The following is a 14,776-nucleotide window of genomic DNA, read 5'->3' on the forward strand; positions in this document are numbered from 1 at the left end:
CCCAAGCTGAGCGCTACTTCTTATCCTCGGGCTTCTTGACGACATGTCCCGGTGAGATCGGATCGCTGGCGGGGAAAGTTTCCTCCAGCGCTTCCTCAAGATAGTCGTCCTGCTCCTTGTGCTCTTTCTCGGCCTGCTTCGGCGTCTTTTTCTCGCTCATTGTCCTCGCTCCCTGAGATCTTTCTAAGATAGTAGGCCATGGCCGGCCCTTGTCCAGCATCTAGCAGCCTGCAATGTTTGCGCATGTCCGGCGCGTGTCCGGTTTTATGGGCGCGTGCGCGCCATTTCCTGGGGAACGGCAATTTTCTCGGAACCCTGCCTGCCGCCGTCCGTTTGTCCATTATCAGCAACGAGACGGAAGGACTGGCCGATGTCCCTGCCGAACGAGCCGATCCCCGAGAAACCGCCGATGCCCGGTCCCGGCTGGACGCCGGAGCCGCCGATCGAGGAGCCGCAGCCGGACAGACTGCCGGATGAAATCCCCGTTCCCAATCCCGACGAGAACGAGGAGCCGCCGAAGCATGCAGCCGCTTCGCCGTTCCCGCAGCCGCCGTCATGGTGGAGCACATTGATGCCGTAGCGATCGGTAAGGGAAGCTCACGCTGCGATAATGGCCGGCTGCGAGGGCATCACAAAAATATCCGCCGCTCCTCGCTCACCAGCTCCTGCAGGAAGTCCGCGACGGTGCGTACCCGCACGAGATCGCGGGCGCTTTCGTGATAGATGGTCCAGTAGGCGCGCTTGATCGAGACATCGGGCAGGATGCGGATCAGCTCCGGATATTGCCGGGCGATATAGTCGTGCAGGATGCCGATGCCGGCGCCGGAGCGTACCGCTTCCGTCTGGCCGATGGAGGTGGATATCTCGAAGGAGGCGTCCCAGCTGCGCATGATTTCGCCGGAGAAATTCAGCGAAGCGGTGAAGATCAGGTCTTCGACATAGCCGATGCGCGGATGCAGCTTCAGCGCCTCGACGCTGTCGGGCCGGCCGGCCTGCTCCAGATAGGTCTTCGAGGCGTAGAGCCCGAGCGTGTAGTCCGTCAGCTTCGACGAGACGAGCCGGCCCTGTTCCGGCCGTTCGAGCGTGATGGCGATATCGGCCTCGCGCTGCGACAGCGAAAAGGAGCGTGGGACGGGAACGAGCTGGATCTTCAGCTCCGGATGGCGCTCGATCAATCTGCCTATGCGCGGCGCAAGAAAGGAAACGCCAAAACCGTCGGGCGCGCCGACGCGCACCGTTCCGGCGATTGCCGCATCGGTGTGGCCGAGATTGGCCTGCACAGCCAGCATTTCGGTTTCCATCCGTTCGGCCGAAGCAAGAAACACCTCGCCTTCCGCCGTTAGCTCGCAGCCAGTTGGCCGGCGGATGAGAAGGCGGGTCTTCAATGCCTCTTCGAGTGAGGTGAGCCGTCGCGAGAGCGTTGCGTGGTTGAGCCCCAGCCTCTTGGACGCGGCAAGGATCTGCCCCGTACGGGCAACGGCCAGAAAGATACGGACATCATCCCAGTTCATGATTTGGCGCACATCATGACGGGATCGACCTCGATCAGCATCAGCGACGTCACCATGCCCGCCGTCTCATTCTTGTATTTGAGGAAATGCGGCGCTTTGAGATGGGTGTCGTAAGCCTGGCTGTTTGCATAAACTTCGAGGATACGAATGCTATTGGGCTTGTCCTTGAGCGACACCGCGCTCAGGGAGAGGACACCTTCTTCCCGCGCCACGGATGCTTCGATCTCTTCGCTGAGAAGGGCCCGGTAGGTTTCGAGCTGGCTTGGATCGATCTCTAGCTCCGCCATTCTGACGACAAGTTTCGTGCTCATCGATTATTGTCCTCTACCGGCTGACTTTAATTCTTGCACAATCGTTGCTTATATCAGCGCATTGATTTGTGCAAATTGAAGTGCGATTGTGGGGCATCCCAAAAACAGGAGGAACACCCATGCGTGAAATCGGTCATTTCATCGGCGGCAAGCGCGTCGCCGGCACGAGCGGACGCACGAGCAACGTCTACAATCCGGCAACCGGCGAAGTGCAGGCGACCGTCGCGCTCGCCAGCGTCGAGGAACTTCGCGCCGCCGTCGAAAATGCCAAGGCCGCGCAGCCGAAATGGGCTGCCACCAATCCGCAGCGCCGCGCCCGCGTCTTCTTCAAGTTCGTCGAGCTGCTGAACCAGAACATGGATGAGCTTGCCGTCTTGCTCTCCCAGGAGCATGGCAAGACCGTGGAAGACTCCAAGGGCGACATCGTCCGCGGCCTGGAAGTCTGCGAATTCGTCTGCGGCATCCCGCACCTGCAGAAGAGTGAGTTCACCGAAGGCGCCGGCCCGGCAATCGACATGTATTCCATCCGCCAGCCCGTTGGCGTCGGTGCCGGCATCACGCCGTTCAATTTCCCGGCCATGATCCCGATGTGGATGTTCGCGCCGGCGATCGCCTGCGGCAACGCCTTCATCCTGAAGCCGTCCGAGCGTGATCCGTCCGTGCCGATCCGTCTCGCCGAACTGATGATCGAAGCCGGTCTGCCGGCAGGCATCCTCAATGTGGTCAATGGCGACAAGGGCGCAGTCGATGCCATCCTGGCCGATCCGGATATCGCGGCCGTCTCCTTCGTCGGCTCGACGCCGATCGCCCGCTACGTCTACGGCACGGCGGCTGCGAACGGCAAGCGCGCCCAGTGCTTCGGCGGCGCCAAGAACCACATGATCATCATGCCGGACGCCGATCTCGATCAGGCCGTCAACGCGCTGATGGGCGCGGGCTACGGCTCGGCCGGCGAGCGCTGCATGGCGATCTCCGTCGCCGTTCCGGTCGGCGAAGACACCGCCAACCGTCTGGTCGAGAAGCTGGTGCCGAAGATCGAATCCCTGCGCATCGGTCCCTATACCGACGAGAAGGCCGACATGGGCCCGCTCATCACCAAGGACGCCTATAATCGCGTCAACGGCCTGATCGACCGCGGCGTCGAGGAAGGCGCCAAGCTCGTCGTCGACGGCCGCGGCTTCAAGCTGCAGGGCTATGAGGACGGCTATTTCGTCGGCGGCACGCTGTTCGACAACGTCACGCCGGACATGGACATCTACAAGACCGAGATCTTCGGGCCGGTTCTCTCCGTCGTTCGCGCCAAGAACTACGAGGAAGCGCTCGACCTGCCGATGAAGCACGAATACGGCAACGGCGTCGCCATCTACACCCGTGACGGCGATGCGGCCCGCGATTTCGCCTCGCGCATCAATATCGGCATGATCGGCGTCAACGTTCCGATCCCGGTTCCGCTCGCCTACCACTCCTTCGGCGGCTGGAAGGCATCGAGCTTCGGCGACCTCAACCAGCACGGTACGGATTCGATCAAGTTCTGGACCCGCACCAAGACGATCACCGCCCGCTGGCCGTCCGGCATCAAGGATGGTGCCGAATTCGTCATGCCGACGATGAAGTAAGCCTTGCCAGATTTGGCCTATCTCCACCGCCGTCCAACATGTTTGGGCGGCGGTTTTTCGTTGTGGTTATTTTCCTCGCGTTTGTCTTGCCGTCATTGGTGTTTTTTGTTAGAACAAAACAAGAACAATTGGAGGGTGGCGTGATGTCCGCGACCTATCAGATCGACTATCTGGAATTTCCATCGACCGACGGCCTGAAAACGCGACGCTTTTTCGAGGAAGCTTTCGAGTGGAGCTTCGTCAGTTACGGGCCGACCTATCATGCCATCGAGGCCGCTGGGATCGATGCCGGCATTCAGGGCGATGCCGCCGAAGCGACCGGCGCGCCGCTGCCTGTCGTGCGCACCACGGATCTGGAGGCCGCCCAGCGTGCCGTCGAATTCGCCGGCGGCGTCATTACCCGTCCCGCCTTCGATTTTCCCGGTGGCCGGCGTTTTCACTTCCGCGAGCCGGGCGGCTGCGAAATGGCGGTCTGGATTTCGGTACCGTGAGGCGGGACCGGTGTGTGGCATTGTCGCCGCAGTCTCGGCACCAGTCACGATAAGCGGGGATTGTTGATTCCCAGCCTCCATTTTTTCATTGCCTGCCGCTAAATTTCCTGCTCTCTCATGCAACGATAAGGTGAATTTATGTGTTGCGGCACACCTGGCGGCGCGAGGGCCGGATGTGTCGTCATGGCGCAATCCTGTCCGGATATCTCATGCGAGCGATCCGGCAATGGTGGAGGCAGGAGAGGTTCAACATGGCAGTCGTCGAACAAACTTATCCAATTGGTGAGAAGCGCTTTTTCCAGCGAGCTTCCTTTACGGGCAGCGCCAAGGAGTATTTCGGTATCTGGATCGTCAACGTCCTGCTGACGATCATCACCTTCGGCATCTATTCTGCCTGGGCGAAGGTGCGGCGCAACCGCTATTTCTATGGCAATACCGCGCTGCTCGGACACACATTCGAATATCACGCCAAGGGCAAGCAGATCTTCATCGGCCGCCTGATCGTCTTCGGATTCCTGATCGTCTCGCAGATCGTCACGACCGCCGCGCCGCTGGCGGCGCTGATCGTAACACCGCTGCTGATTCTGGCTTTTCCATGGTTTCTCATGCGCGGCCTGCGTTTTAACGCCCGCGTGACGAGCTACCGCAATGTTCGGTTCGATTTCGTCGGCACCTATGGCGGCGCTTTCAAGGCCATCTTTCTGGGCGGCCTGGTCACGATCATCTCAGTCGGTATCCTGACGCCCATCGCGGCTCGTTGGTTCTATAAGTACGTTTTCGACAATTTGCGTTACGGTGACCGGCCGTTTTCGACCGACCCGACCTTGGGCGCTTTCTACAAGGCGCTCGGCGTCGCCATTGCGGTCGCTCTGCTTGGCGTCATCGTTCTTGGCGGCCTGGCTGTCGCGATCTCGGGGGCATCGCCCGACGCCGCGATGTCCGGATCGATGGGCGCGGTGAGCGTCTGGCATTGGACGATTGTTGGATTTGTGATCATCTATGCCATTGCCGGGCTGTTCTATCGGGCCATGGTGCGCAACATCGTCTGGTCGGCGACCATGATCGACCGGCGCCATAGCCTCCTCAGCGATGTCGGTCGCCGGCGCTATGCGTGGATTGCGATCTCCAACGTGATCGTCACGTTTGCGACTCTCGGTCTGATGCGTCCCTGGGCGGCCGTGCGCCTGCAGCGATATCTGACGGAGCATACCGCCATTCATGTCGACGGCGAGATCGGCGTGGTCTTTGACCAGATCCGCTCGACCGGCAGCGCCATCAGCGCGGAGTATCTCGATGTCGACGGTTTCGACTTTGGCTTCTGATCCGGCAGCAATCGCGGCGGGCCTCTGGCATCCGCCGCATTCCAGCCGCGCAATTCCGGCGCGGCTGGTCGATATCGGCGGCTCGCTGACTGTGCTGTCGGACGAAGACGGCGAGAAGGATAAACGCCTCGCCTGGGGCATCCGTTCGGATATCGAGATCAGCTCCCGTGTCGGCTCCATCCCGCGACGCATCGTGTTCGGAAACGAATCTGTTTTCGAAACATCCGATAATGATGCGGTCGATGCCTATCTCGAAAGCCGTGGCGAGGGGCGCAGCGGTTTCGTGCACCGGCTGGAAATCGTCCGCCCGCGCATGATCGCCTTCGCCGTCGCGACGATCCTGCTCGCATCGGCGATCTATCATTATGCCCTGCCGGCGCTGGTGGAGGTCGCGGTGCTGGTGACGCCGCCGGTGGTGCCGGAGATCATGTCGGCGGGCACGCTGAAGACGCTGGATCAGACGACGCTCGGGCCGAGCAAGCTTTCCGACGACCGGCGCAAGGAGATCGCCGAGCAGTTCGAAGCGATTGCCGCCCATGCCGAAGGCGGCGCCGGCCGCTACAGGCTCAATTTTCGCGACGGCGGCCTGATCGGCCCGAATGCCTTCGCGCTGCCGGATGGTAATCTCATTCTGACCGATCAGCTGGTCGATCTCGCCGGCGGCGACACGGAAATGATCATCGGCGTTCTCGGCCATGAGATCGGCCATGTCGAATACAAGCACAGCCTGCGCCAGCTCTATCGCGCCGCCGGGGTGGCCGGCCTGGTCATGCTGATCGCCGGCGATGTCGGCTCCGGCGTGCAGGACGTGCTGACCCAGGGCGGTGGCCTGCTGGCGCTGTCCTATTCCCGCTCGGCCGAATCCCAGGCCGACCGCCGCTCGGTCGAGCTGATGCAGGCGGCCGGCAAGGACCCGGCGGCATTGTCGCGTTTCTTCGATCTCCTCGAAACAAAACTTGACGATCATTCCGATACCAGCATGCTGTCGACCCATCCGGGTACGCCGGAGCGCAAGCAGGCAATCCTCGATTATGCCGACGAGCTCAGGGGCAGGCGGCCCGCGTCCGGCGGATGAGGGTTGTGCGGGCGTTGGAATAACGTGAATGTGAATTTCATATTTTGGAATTGTTCCAAACTAAGAAACGCACTATATAGCTCTCGACCCCAGTGCGTTGCAGCCTTGATTCCAGGAGATCGGCATGCGTTTGACCAAGCAGACCAACTACGCAGTACGCATGCTGATGTATTGCGCCGCCAATGACGGCCATCTGAGCCGCATCCCGGAAATCGCTAGGGCGTATAGCGTTTCCGAACTGTTTCTCTTCAAGATCCTGCAGCCGCTGACCAAGGCGGGCCTGGTGGAAACCGTGCGTGGCCGCAACGGCGGTGTGCGCCTTGCCAAGCCGGCCGCCGACATCAGCCTGTTCGACGTCGTTCGGGTGACCGAGGACAGCTTCGCCATGGCGGAATGCTTCGAGGACGGTGTCGTCGAGTGCCCGCTGGTCGACAGCTGCGGCCTGAATTCGGCGCTGCGCAAGGCGCTGAACGCCTTCTTCGACGTGCTGACGGAATATTCGATCGATGACCTCGTCAAGGCCCGCCCGCAGATCAACTTCCTGCTGGGCCTGACCCAGCACGATCACCAGGCGATCGCCAAGAAGCCGGCGGTCGCACCGGCCGCCTGAGCTCCAATCCCTTCATTCTTACGATCCGCGGTCGCCTTGGGCGCCCGCGGATTTTCGTTTGTATAGTCGGATAATACCGCTGGCGAGACGAGTAGTTTCGAAGAAGAAACGGCGCGAAATTGTTCGGAAAACGTCGAAAATCGTCGCTAAAAAGCCAGATTGTTGCTAATCCAAGATGATTTTTGTCGAAAAATTTCCAAACTCCATAATTTGCAAAAATTTCAGACAGCCTCTGTTGCTTTCAAACTTAAAATAAAGTTCCATCGGCGCGATCCGGAAGGAAACCCGCTGGGAACCACGGCGTCAAAAGAAGAACAAACCTGGGAAACAATATCATGAAAAAGATCTCTGTCCTGCTGGCAGTGACGGCCTTGGCTTCGGTCATGGCAACGTCCGCCTGGTCGAAAACGCTTGTCTATTGCTCGGAAAGCTCGCCGGAAGGTTTCGATCCGGGGATTTACACCGGCGGCAATACCTTCGATGCCTCTTCGCGTACGGTCTATAGCCGCCTCGTCGAATTCAAGCATGGCAGCACCGAAATTGAGCCTGGCCTTGCCGAAAGCTGGACCGTTTCCCCCGACGGCAAGGAATATACCTTCAAGCTCCGCAAGGGTGTGAAGTTCCAGACCACCGATTTCTTCACCCCGACGCGCGAACTGACGGCCGACGACGTCATCTTTTCCTTCGAGCGTCAGCTGAAGGAAGACAGCCCCTGGGCCAAGTATGTCGCCGGCGGTTCCTATGAATATGCCGAGGGCATGGGCTTCCCCAAGCTCATCAAGTCGATCGAGAAGGTTGACGATCTCACCGTCAAGTTCGTGTTGAACCATCCGGAAGCGCCGTTCCTCGCCGACCTCGCCATGGACTTCGGTTCGATCCTGTCGAAGGAATATGCCGACAAGCTGGCCGCCGACGGCAAGAAGGAACAGATGAACCAGCAGCCGCTGGGCACGGGTCCGTTCACCTTCGTCGCCTACCAGCCGGATGCCGTCATCCGCTACAAGGCGAACGAAACCTATTTCAAGGGCAAGGAAAAGATCGACGATCTCGTCTTCGCGATCACGCCGGACGCATCCGTGCGCGCGCAGAAGCTGAAGTCCGGCGAATGCAACATCATGCCTTACCCGAACGCAGCCGACATCAAGGACCTGAAGGCCGATCCGAACCTCAAGGTTCTGGAACAGGCCGGCCTGAACGTTTCCTATCTCGCCTACAACACGCTGGTTGCTCCCTTCGACAAGGTCGAAGTGCGCAAGGCGATCAACATGGCCGTCAACAAGCAGGCCATCGTCGATGCCGTCTTCCAGGGCTCCGGCACGGTTGCCACCAACCCGATCCCGCCGACCATGTGGTCCTACAACAAGGACGTCAAGGACGACGCCTACAGCCCGGACGAAGCCAAGAAGCTGCTTGAAAAGGCAGGCGTCAAGGATCTCAGCATGAAGATCTGGGCGATGCCGGTGTCGCGTCCCTATATGCTGAACGCGCGCCGCGCCGCCGAACTGATGCAGGCCGACCTCGCCAAGATCGGCGTCAAGGTCGAGATCGTCACCTATGACTGGGCTCAGTACCTGAAGCTCTCCTCCGCCAAGGACCGCGACGGCGCGGCCATCCTCGGCTGGACCGGCGACAACGGCGATCCGGACAACTTCCTTGACACGCTGCTCGGCTGCGATGCCGTCGGCGGCAACAACCGCGCCCAGTGGTGCAACAAGGAATTCGACGATCTGGTGAAGAAGGCCAAGCAGACGGCCGACATCAAGGAGCGTACGAAGCTCTACGAACAGGCCCAGGTCGTCTTCAAGCGCGAAGCTCCCTGGATGACCATCGACCATTCGGAAGAGTTCATCCCGATGACCAAGAATGTCACCGGCTACTTCCAGGATCCGGTCGGCGTTCACCGCTTCGACGGCGTCGATATCGCCGAATAACGAAAAATCTGTGAGAATGCCCGGCTAGTATCGGGCGATCCGGCGGTCAGGCTTCTGTCTGACCGCCGGAAAAATTTGGACACCTGCCATGTTGCGATTTCTTTTCAGCCGCCTTGCTGTGCTGATCCCGACATTCCTCGGCGTATCGATCGTCGCCTTCTCCTTCATCCGCCTGCTTCCCGGCGATCCCGTCATGCTGCTGTCGGGCGAACGCGTCATGTCGCCGGAACGCCACGCCCAGATTTCCCACGATCTCGGCTACGACCAGCCGATGGTCGTCCAATACGGCGATTACGTCTGGAAAGCTCTGCACGGCGATCTCGGCACCTCGATCACCACCAAGCGCGACGTGCTGACCGACTTCTTCACCTTTTTCCCGGCAACGCTGGAACTGTCGATCTGCGCCATGATCCTGGCGATCTGTCTTGGCATCCCGGCCGGCGTTTTCGCCGCCGTCAAGCGCGGCACATGGTTCGATCAGAGTGTCATGGGTGTCGCCCTCGTCGGCTATTCCATGCCGATCTTCTGGTGGGGCCTGCTGCTGATCATCGTCTTCAACGGCTATCTGCACTGGACGCCGGTGTCCGGCCGCATCGGCCTCATCTATTTCTTCAAGCCGATCACCGGCTTCATGTTGATCGACAGCCTGCTGTCGGGTCAGAAGGGCGCTTTCTGGTCGGCGTTCAATTCGCTGATCCTGCCGACCGTCGTGCTCGGCACCATTCCGCTGGCCGTCATCGCCCGCCAGACGCGCTCGGCCATGCTCGAAGTACTCGGCGAGGATTATGTCCGCACCGCCCGCTCCAAGGGCATGTCGCCGCTGCGCGTCGTCTCCGTGCATGCGCTGCGCAATGCCATGATCCCCGTCGTCACCACCATCGGCCTGCAGGTCGGCGTGCTGCTCGGCGGCGCGATCCTGACCGAGAGCATCTTTTCCTGGCCGGGCATCGGCAAGTGGATGATCGACGCGGTGTTCAAGCGCGACTATCCGGTCGTCCAGGGCGGCCTGCTGCTGATCGCCGGCATCGTCATGCTCGTCAATCTCGCCGTCGACCTGCTCTACGGCTTCATCAATCCCCGTATTCGTCACTAGGAGCGGCCCATGAGCACGGTCAGTGTCAAATCCGACCGCCCCTCCGCTCTCGCGGAGTTCTGGTATTATTTCTCCCGCAACAAGGGCGCCGTCATCGGACTGGCGATCTTCCTCTTCGTCCTGTTCCTGGCGATCTTCGCCGGCATCGTCGCCCCGCATGATCCCGACACCGCCTATGGCAGCGCCATGCAGCGCCTGCCACCGGCCTGGGCGGCTGGCGGCAATACGGACTTCCTCCTCGGCACCGACGCCAATGGCCGCGACCTTCTCTCGCGCCTGATCTACGGCACGCGCTTCTCGCTGTTCATCGGCCTTGTGGTCGCAGCGCTTTCCGCGCTCGCCGGCATCCTGATCGGCCTCGTCGCCGGCTACGTTCGCGGTCGCGTCGACACGATCATCATGCGTGTCATGGATATCATCCTCGCCATTCCGTCATTGCTGCTCGCCCTCGTGCTGGTGGCGATCCTCGGACCCGGCCTGACCAACGCCATGATTGCCATCTCCATCGTCAACCAGCCGCATTTCGTCCGTCTGACGCGCGCCTCGGTCATGGCCGAGCGCGACAAGGAATATGTCATCGCCTCGCGCGTTGCCGGCGCCGGCCCGCTGCGGCTGATGTTCAAGACCATCCTGCCGAACTGTCTGGGGCCGCTGATCGTGCAGGCGACGCTCGCCTTCTCGGCCGCGATCCTCGATGCCGCCGCGCTCGGCTTCCTCGGGCAGGGCGCGCAGCCGCCGACGCCCGAATGGGGCACGATGCTGGCGGATTCGCGCGAATTCTTCCAGAGCAACCCCTGGCTGGTCACTTTCCCCGGTCTGTGCATCCTGATCACCGTTCTCGCCATCAATCTGATGGGCGACGGACTGCGCGATGCCTTCGACCCGAAGCTGAAGAGGTCGTAATGGCGCTTCTCGATATTGAAAATCTCACCGTCGAATTCCAGACCGCCTCCGGCCTGTTCCGGGCGGTGGACGGCGTGTCGCTCACCTGCGACAAGGGTGAAATCCTCTCGATCGTCGGCGAGTCCGGTTCCGGCAAGTCGGTTTCCATGCTTGCCATGATGGGGCTTCTGCCTTGGACGGCGCGGATATCGGCCGACCGCATGAGCTTCGACGGCAAGGATCTGCGCGGCCTCTCCGCCCGCCAGCGCCGCAAGATCATCGGCAAGGACATGGCGATGATCTTCCAGGAGCCGATGTCGAGTCTCAATCCGTGCTTCACGGTCGGCTTCCAGCTCGGCGAGACCCTGCGCATCCACATGGGGCTCGACCGCAAGGCGCGCCGCGAGCGTTCGATCGAGCTCTTGAATCTTGTCGGCATCCCGGCGCCGGAAGATCGCCTGTCGAACTTCCCGCACCAGATGTCCGGCGGCATGAGCCAGCGCGTCATGATCGCCATGGCGCTCGCCTGCAATCCGAAGCTTCTGATCGCCGACGAGCCGACCACCGCCCTCGACGTGACCATCCAGGCGCAGATCCTCGATCTGCTGGTGCGCCTGCAGAAGGAGCAGGGCATGGCACTGGTGCTGATCACCCACGACATGGGCGTGGTGGCCGAAACCGCCGAGCGCGTGCAGGTGCAATATGCCGGCCAGAAGGTCGAGGAGCAGCCGGTCAAGGCGCTGTTCCGCGATCCGCATCATCCCTATACGGCGGCGCTTCTCTCGGCGCTGCCGGAACGTGCCGTGGTCGGCGAGCGCCTGCCGTCGATCGCCGGTGTCGTCCCCGGCCAGCATGACCGTCCGACAGGCTGTCTCTTCGCCCCGCGCTGTTCCTTCGCGACGCCCGATTGTGATCGCGGCGTCAAGCGCCAGGGTCCCGAGCTCGGCGTGACGCTCTGCAACTATCCGCTGGAACACGGCAAGCCGCTCGGCCATCCCGGCATTGTCGCCACGCAAGCAGCAGGAGGTGCCGCATGACCGGCGCTGTTCTCGAAGGGCGCGATCTCGCCCGTTTCTACACCGTCAAGCGCGGCACCTTCAAACCGGAGGCGACCGTCAAGGCGTTGAACGGCGTCAGCTTCAGCCTGCATTCGGGCCGCACGCTCGCCGTCGTCGGCGAGAGCGGCTGCGGCAAGTCGACGCTCGCCCGCCTGGTGACGATGATCGAAGATCCGAGCGCCGGCGAGTTGCTGATCGACGGCAAGCCGGCAAAGCTCGGCGACCGCAGCCTGCGCAGCGCCGTGCAGATCGTCTTCCAGAACCCCTATGGCTCGCTCAATCCGCGCCAGAAGGTCGGCTCCATTCTCGAGGAGCCGCTGAAGATCAATACGGACGACGATGCTGCGACCCGCCGCCGCAAGGCCGAGGAGATGATGGCGCGCGTCGGCCTGCGCCCGGAGCATTACGACCGCTATCCGCACATGTTCTCCGGCGGTCAGCGCCAACGCATCGCCATTGCCCGCGCGCTGATGCTGCGGCCGAAGGTGCTGGTGCTCGACGAGCCGGTCTCGGCGCTCGATCTGTCGATCCAGGCGCAGGTGCTGAACCTGCTGATGGACCTGCAGAAGGAGATGGGGCTTGCCTATCTCTTCATCTCGCACGGCCTTTCGGTGGTTCGTCACATCGCCGACGACGTGATGGTGATGTATCTCGGCCGCCCGGTGGAAACCGGCACGGCGGAGGAGGTCTTCTCCCGGCCGCGCCACCCCTATACGGCAGCCCTCCTGTCGGCGACGCCGATCGCCGATCCGGAACGCGAGAAGAACCGCATCCGCCTGCAGGGCGAGCTGCCGTCGCCGCTCAATCCGCCGACCGGCTGTCATTTCAATCCGCGCTGCTGGCGCGCGCAGGATCGCTGCCGCCAGATCGCACCGGAACTGGCGGGCGAGGGGACGCACAAGTTTTCTTGCTTCTTCCCGCTGGATTGATCCAAGTTGCGAATCAGGCGTGGCGGGCCTTTCCGGCCATGCCTGATTCCGGACTATTCATTCAGGGCGAATTCAATGAGCGATACAGCAAGCATCTCCCTCGCGATCATCGTCATGGGCGTGAGCGGCAGTGGTAAATCCTCGATCGGCGAGAGGATGGCGTCCCGCTTGCATATTCGCTACGTCGAGGGCGATGCGCTGCATCCCGCCGCCAATGTCGAGAAGATGAGCAAGGGTATCCCGCTGACCGACGAGGATCGCTGGCCCTGGCTCGACCTGATCGGTCAGCAGATCGCCGCCAGCCTGGCAGCGGACGCGGGCATTGTCGTTACGTGCTCGGCGTTGAAGCGCGTCTATCGCGAACGCCTGCGCGCCGCCGCCGGCGGGCATCTCTATTTCGTCTATCTCGACGGATCGAAGGAGCTGCTGACCAAGCGCATGGGCGAACGCAAAGGCCATTTCATGCCGGCCTCGCTGCTGGAAAGCCAGCTGCGGACGCTGGAAGTGCCAACCGGCGAGCCCGGCGTCGTGACCGTCGGCATAGACGATACCATCGATGGCATCGTCGAGGCCGCGCTCAAGGGCCTTGCCGCGATCCGCTGAATTCCCCTCGATAGCCTTTCCGCATTCCGGACGGAAAACCGCTGCGCAGCTTTCCTGGAAGTGCTCCGTATCACGGCGCGAACCGATCCGGCGCATAGGCCGAGATGTCGATCAGCGGCTTTTCGCCGGTGATCAGCTCGGCGAGCACACGGCCGGTCACAGGCCCGAGCGTCAGGCCGTGATGGGCATGGCCGAAGGCGAACCACAGGCCGTTGTGGCGCGGCGCCTTGCCGATGATCGGCATCATGTCGGGGGTGCAGGGGCGCGCGCCCATCCAGGGTTCCGGATCGAGCCGCTCGCCGAGCGGGAAGGTCGTGCGGGCGACGGCCTCGGCGCGGTCGAGCTGCACCGGCGTCTTCGGCGCGTCGCGCAGCGCGAATTCCGCCCCCGTCGTCAGCCGGATACCGCGGCTCATCGGCGCCAGCAGATAGCCGCGCTCGGCATCCAGCATCCAGTTGTTGAGGACGGCGTTGCCTTCGGTGGAGTAGTGCATGTGATAGCCGCGCTTGACGCCGAGCGGGAAGGCATATCCGAAGCGTTTCGTCACCAGGTCCGCCCACGGGCCGAGCGCCACGACGACATCCTCGGCCTCGATCGACCCCTCCGCCGTCACCATCTTCCAGCTTGAGCCGGACAGACCGAGCGAGACGGCATCACCGGTCGTCACGCGGCCGCCGATGCTTTCGAAATAGCGGCGATAGGCCGCCGTCAGTCCGTGCGGATCGAGCACGGACCATGGATCGCGCCAGCGCAGGGCGCCGGCGAAATGACCCTTGAGATGCGGCTCCGCCGCCGTCACGTCCGCGCTGCTCAAGGCATCATAGGCAATGCCGAACTCGCGGCCGAGACGCTCGGCCTCGGCGAATTCGGCATCGCGTTTCTCGTTGGAGCGATAAAGCTCCACCCAGCCGTCTTTGCGGATCAGCTCCTCGGCATGGGACGCCTCGATGAGGTCGTTATGCTCGCTGACCGAATGCGCGATCAGCGGCGCATAGGCGCGCGAGATCATCTCATGACGCTTGGTGTTGGAGTTCCACCAGTAGCGCGCGAGGAAGGCGATCTGCGCCGGCAGCGCCTTCAGATGATAATGCGCGTCGATGCGGTTGTTGAAGGCATAACGCAGCAGCAGGCCGAATTGCTGCGGAAAGCCGTAGGGCACGACGCCTTCGCGCTGGATCAGGCCGGCATTGCCGAAAGAGGTTCCCTGACCGGGAGGTTTGCGGTCGACGAGGGTGACCTGACGCCCGCGCCGCTGGAGGTGTATGGCCGTCGATACGCCGACAATGCCCGCGCCGAGCACGATTGCGTCTTTTGTCATGATCCCCTGCTATCCGCATGCTTGTT

At 62.0% G+C, this 14,776-nt stretch carries 16 protein-coding genes; 12 read left to right on the plus strand and 4 right to left on the minus strand.

Features of this window, described 5'->3' with window-relative positions:
- Nucleotides 1-13: 13 nt before the first annotated feature.
- Nucleotides 14-160 carry a hypothetical protein gene (locus FHX11_RS06395; RefSeq protein ID WP_184356216.1) on the minus strand — a complete coding sequence of 49 codons (147 nt, stop codon included), beginning with the start codon at nt 158-160 and terminating at the stop codon, nt 14-16.
- Between the two features lie 210 nt (nt 161-370).
- Between FHX11_RS06395 and FHX11_RS06400 the strand changes: the two genes are divergently transcribed.
- Nucleotides 371-580: a hypothetical protein gene (locus FHX11_RS06400; RefSeq protein WP_184356218.1), complete on the plus strand. Its 210-nt coding sequence runs from the start codon at nt 371-373 to the stop codon at nt 578-580.
- 49 nt (nt 581-629) lie between these two features.
- On the opposite strand, the gene FHX11_RS06405 is transcribed toward FHX11_RS06400, so the two are convergent.
- Entirely contained in the window at nt 630-1,511 is an 882-nt protein-coding gene (locus FHX11_RS06405; protein WP_184356219.1) for a LysR family transcriptional regulator, read from the minus strand.
- On the minus strand, nt 1,508-1,822 hold the full coding sequence (locus tag FHX11_RS06410) for a putative quinol monooxygenase (RefSeq protein WP_184356221.1): 315 nt from the start codon (nt 1,820-1,822) through the stop codon (nt 1,508-1,510). The genes FHX11_RS06405 and FHX11_RS06410 overlap by 4 nt, the downstream gene beginning before the upstream one ends.
- A gap of 119 nt (nt 1,823-1,941) precedes the next feature.
- Between FHX11_RS06410 and FHX11_RS06415 the strand changes: the two genes are divergently transcribed.
- From FHX11_RS06415 to FHX11_RS06465, 11 genes are all read left to right on the plus strand, one after another.
- Complete coding sequence (locus FHX11_RS06415; RefSeq protein ID WP_184356223.1) at nt 1,942-3,438, plus strand: CoA-acylating methylmalonate-semialdehyde dehydrogenase; 1,497 nt, start codon at nt 1,942-1,944, stop codon at nt 3,436-3,438.
- 143 nt (nt 3,439-3,581) lie between these two features.
- Complete coding sequence (locus FHX11_RS06420) at nt 3,582-3,929, plus strand: VOC family protein (RefSeq protein ID WP_184356225.1); 348 nt, start codon at nt 3,582-3,584, stop codon at nt 3,927-3,929.
- 251 nt (nt 3,930-4,180) lie between these two features.
- Nucleotides 4,181-5,251, plus strand: coding sequence for a YjgN family protein (locus tag FHX11_RS06425; RefSeq protein ID WP_184356227.1), 1,071 nt, complete (start codon nt 4,181-4,183; stop codon nt 5,249-5,251).
- Nucleotides 5,223-6,326, plus strand: coding sequence for a M48 family metallopeptidase (locus FHX11_RS06430; RefSeq protein ID WP_184356229.1), 1,104 nt, complete (start codon nt 5,223-5,225; stop codon nt 6,324-6,326). The genes FHX11_RS06425 and FHX11_RS06430 overlap by 29 nt, the downstream gene beginning before the upstream one ends.
- A 124-nt stretch (nt 6,327-6,450) precedes the next feature.
- Nucleotides 6,451-6,936: an iron-responsive transcriptional regulator RirA gene (gene rirA, locus FHX11_RS06435; RefSeq protein WP_184356230.1), complete on the plus strand. Its 486-nt coding sequence runs from the start codon at nt 6,451-6,453 to the stop codon at nt 6,934-6,936.
- Nucleotides 6,937-7,271: 335 nt separating this feature from the next.
- Nucleotides 7,272-8,867 (plus strand): ABC transporter substrate-binding protein, encoded by a 1,596-nt coding sequence (locus FHX11_RS06440; protein WP_184356232.1) that lies wholly within the window; start codon nt 7,272-7,274, stop codon nt 8,865-8,867.
- 88 nt (nt 8,868-8,955) lie between these two features.
- Nucleotides 8,956-9,960 carry an ABC transporter permease subunit gene (locus FHX11_RS06445; RefSeq protein ID WP_184356234.1) on the plus strand — a complete coding sequence of 335 codons (1,005 nt, stop codon included), beginning with the start codon at nt 8,956-8,958 and terminating at the stop codon, nt 9,958-9,960.
- A 9-nt stretch (nt 9,961-9,969) separates the two neighbouring features.
- On the plus strand, nt 9,970-10,863 hold the full coding sequence (locus FHX11_RS06450; protein ID WP_184356236.1) for an ABC transporter permease subunit: 894 nt from the start codon (nt 9,970-9,972) through the stop codon (nt 10,861-10,863).
- On the plus strand, nt 10,863-11,879 hold the full coding sequence (locus tag FHX11_RS06455) for an ABC transporter ATP-binding protein (RefSeq protein ID WP_184356238.1): 1,017 nt from the start codon (nt 10,863-10,865) through the stop codon (nt 11,877-11,879). The genes FHX11_RS06450 and FHX11_RS06455 overlap by 1 nt, the downstream gene beginning before the upstream one ends.
- Nucleotides 11,876-12,829: a peptide ABC transporter ATP-binding protein gene (locus FHX11_RS06460; protein WP_184356240.1), complete on the plus strand. Its 954-nt coding sequence runs from the start codon at nt 11,876-11,878 to the stop codon at nt 12,827-12,829. The genes FHX11_RS06455 and FHX11_RS06460 overlap by 4 nt, the downstream gene beginning before the upstream one ends.
- Nucleotides 12,830-12,904: 75 nt before the next feature.
- Nucleotides 12,905-13,432 (plus strand): gluconokinase, encoded by a 528-nt coding sequence (locus tag FHX11_RS06465; protein WP_184356242.1) that lies wholly within the window; start codon nt 12,905-12,907, stop codon nt 13,430-13,432.
- Nucleotides 13,433-13,502: 70 nt separating this feature from the next.
- Here the strand turns inward: FHX11_RS06465 and FHX11_RS06470 are convergent, their stop codons facing one another.
- Nucleotides 13,503-14,750: an FAD-binding oxidoreductase gene (locus FHX11_RS06470; RefSeq protein ID WP_184356244.1), complete on the minus strand. Its 1,248-nt coding sequence runs from the start codon at nt 14,748-14,750 to the stop codon at nt 13,503-13,505.
- Nucleotides 14,751-14,776: the final 26 nt, after the last annotated feature.

The sequence above is a fragment of the Rhizobium sp. BK602 genome, assembly GCF_014195095.1.
Taxonomy (GTDB): Bacteria; Pseudomonadota; Alphaproteobacteria; order Rhizobiales; family Rhizobiaceae; genus Rhizobium.

What these genes read in the sequence shown, in the direction of transcription:
- FHX11_RS06415 (WP_184356223.1), top strand. Translation starts at nt 1,942, where the DNA reads ATGCGTGAAATCGGTCATTTCATCGGCGGCAAGCGCGTCGCCGGCACG.
- FHX11_RS06405 (WP_184356219.1), bottom strand. Translation starts at nt 1,511, where the DNA reads ATGAACTGGGATGATGTCCGTATCTTTCTGGCCGTTGCCCGTACGGGG.
- FHX11_RS06455 (WP_184356238.1), top strand. Translation starts at nt 10,863, where the DNA reads ATGGCGCTTCTCGATATTGAAAATCTCACCGTCGAATTCCAGACCGCC.
- FHX11_RS06450 (WP_184356236.1), top strand. Translation starts at nt 9,970, where the DNA reads ATGAGCACGGTCAGTGTCAAATCCGACCGCCCCTCCGCTCTCGCGGAG.
- FHX11_RS06465 (WP_184356242.1), top strand. Translation starts at nt 12,905, where the DNA reads ATGAGCGATACAGCAAGCATCTCCCTCGCGATCATCGTCATGGGCGTG.
- FHX11_RS06395 (WP_184356216.1), bottom strand. Translation starts at nt 160, where the DNA reads ATGAGCGAGAAAAAGACGCCGAAGCAGGCCGAGAAAGAGCACAAGGAG.
- FHX11_RS06410 (WP_184356221.1), bottom strand. Translation starts at nt 1,822, where the DNA reads ATGAGCACGAAACTTGTCGTCAGAATGGCGGAGCTAGAGATCGATCCA.
- FHX11_RS06470 (WP_184356244.1), bottom strand. Translation starts at nt 14,750, where the DNA reads ATGACAAAAGACGCAATCGTGCTCGGCGCGGGCATTGTCGGCGTATCG.
- FHX11_RS06425 (WP_184356227.1), top strand. Translation starts at nt 4,181, where the DNA reads ATGGCAGTCGTCGAACAAACTTATCCAATTGGTGAGAAGCGCTTTTTC.
- rirA (WP_184356230.1), top strand. Translation starts at nt 6,451, where the DNA reads ATGCGTTTGACCAAGCAGACCAACTACGCAGTACGCATGCTGATGTAT.
- FHX11_RS06400 (WP_184356218.1), top strand. Translation starts at nt 371, where the DNA reads ATGTCCCTGCCGAACGAGCCGATCCCCGAGAAACCGCCGATGCCCGGT.
- FHX11_RS06445 (WP_184356234.1), top strand. Translation starts at nt 8,956, where the DNA reads ATGTTGCGATTTCTTTTCAGCCGCCTTGCTGTGCTGATCCCGACATTC.
- FHX11_RS06440 (WP_184356232.1), top strand. Translation starts at nt 7,272, where the DNA reads ATGAAAAAGATCTCTGTCCTGCTGGCAGTGACGGCCTTGGCTTCGGTC.
- FHX11_RS06460 (WP_184356240.1), top strand. Translation starts at nt 11,876, where the DNA reads ATGACCGGCGCTGTTCTCGAAGGGCGCGATCTCGCCCGTTTCTACACC.
- FHX11_RS06430 (WP_184356229.1), top strand. Translation starts at nt 5,223, where the DNA reads ATGTCGACGGTTTCGACTTTGGCTTCTGATCCGGCAGCAATCGCGGCG.
- FHX11_RS06420 (WP_184356225.1), top strand. Translation starts at nt 3,582, where the DNA reads ATGTCCGCGACCTATCAGATCGACTATCTGGAATTTCCATCGACCGAC.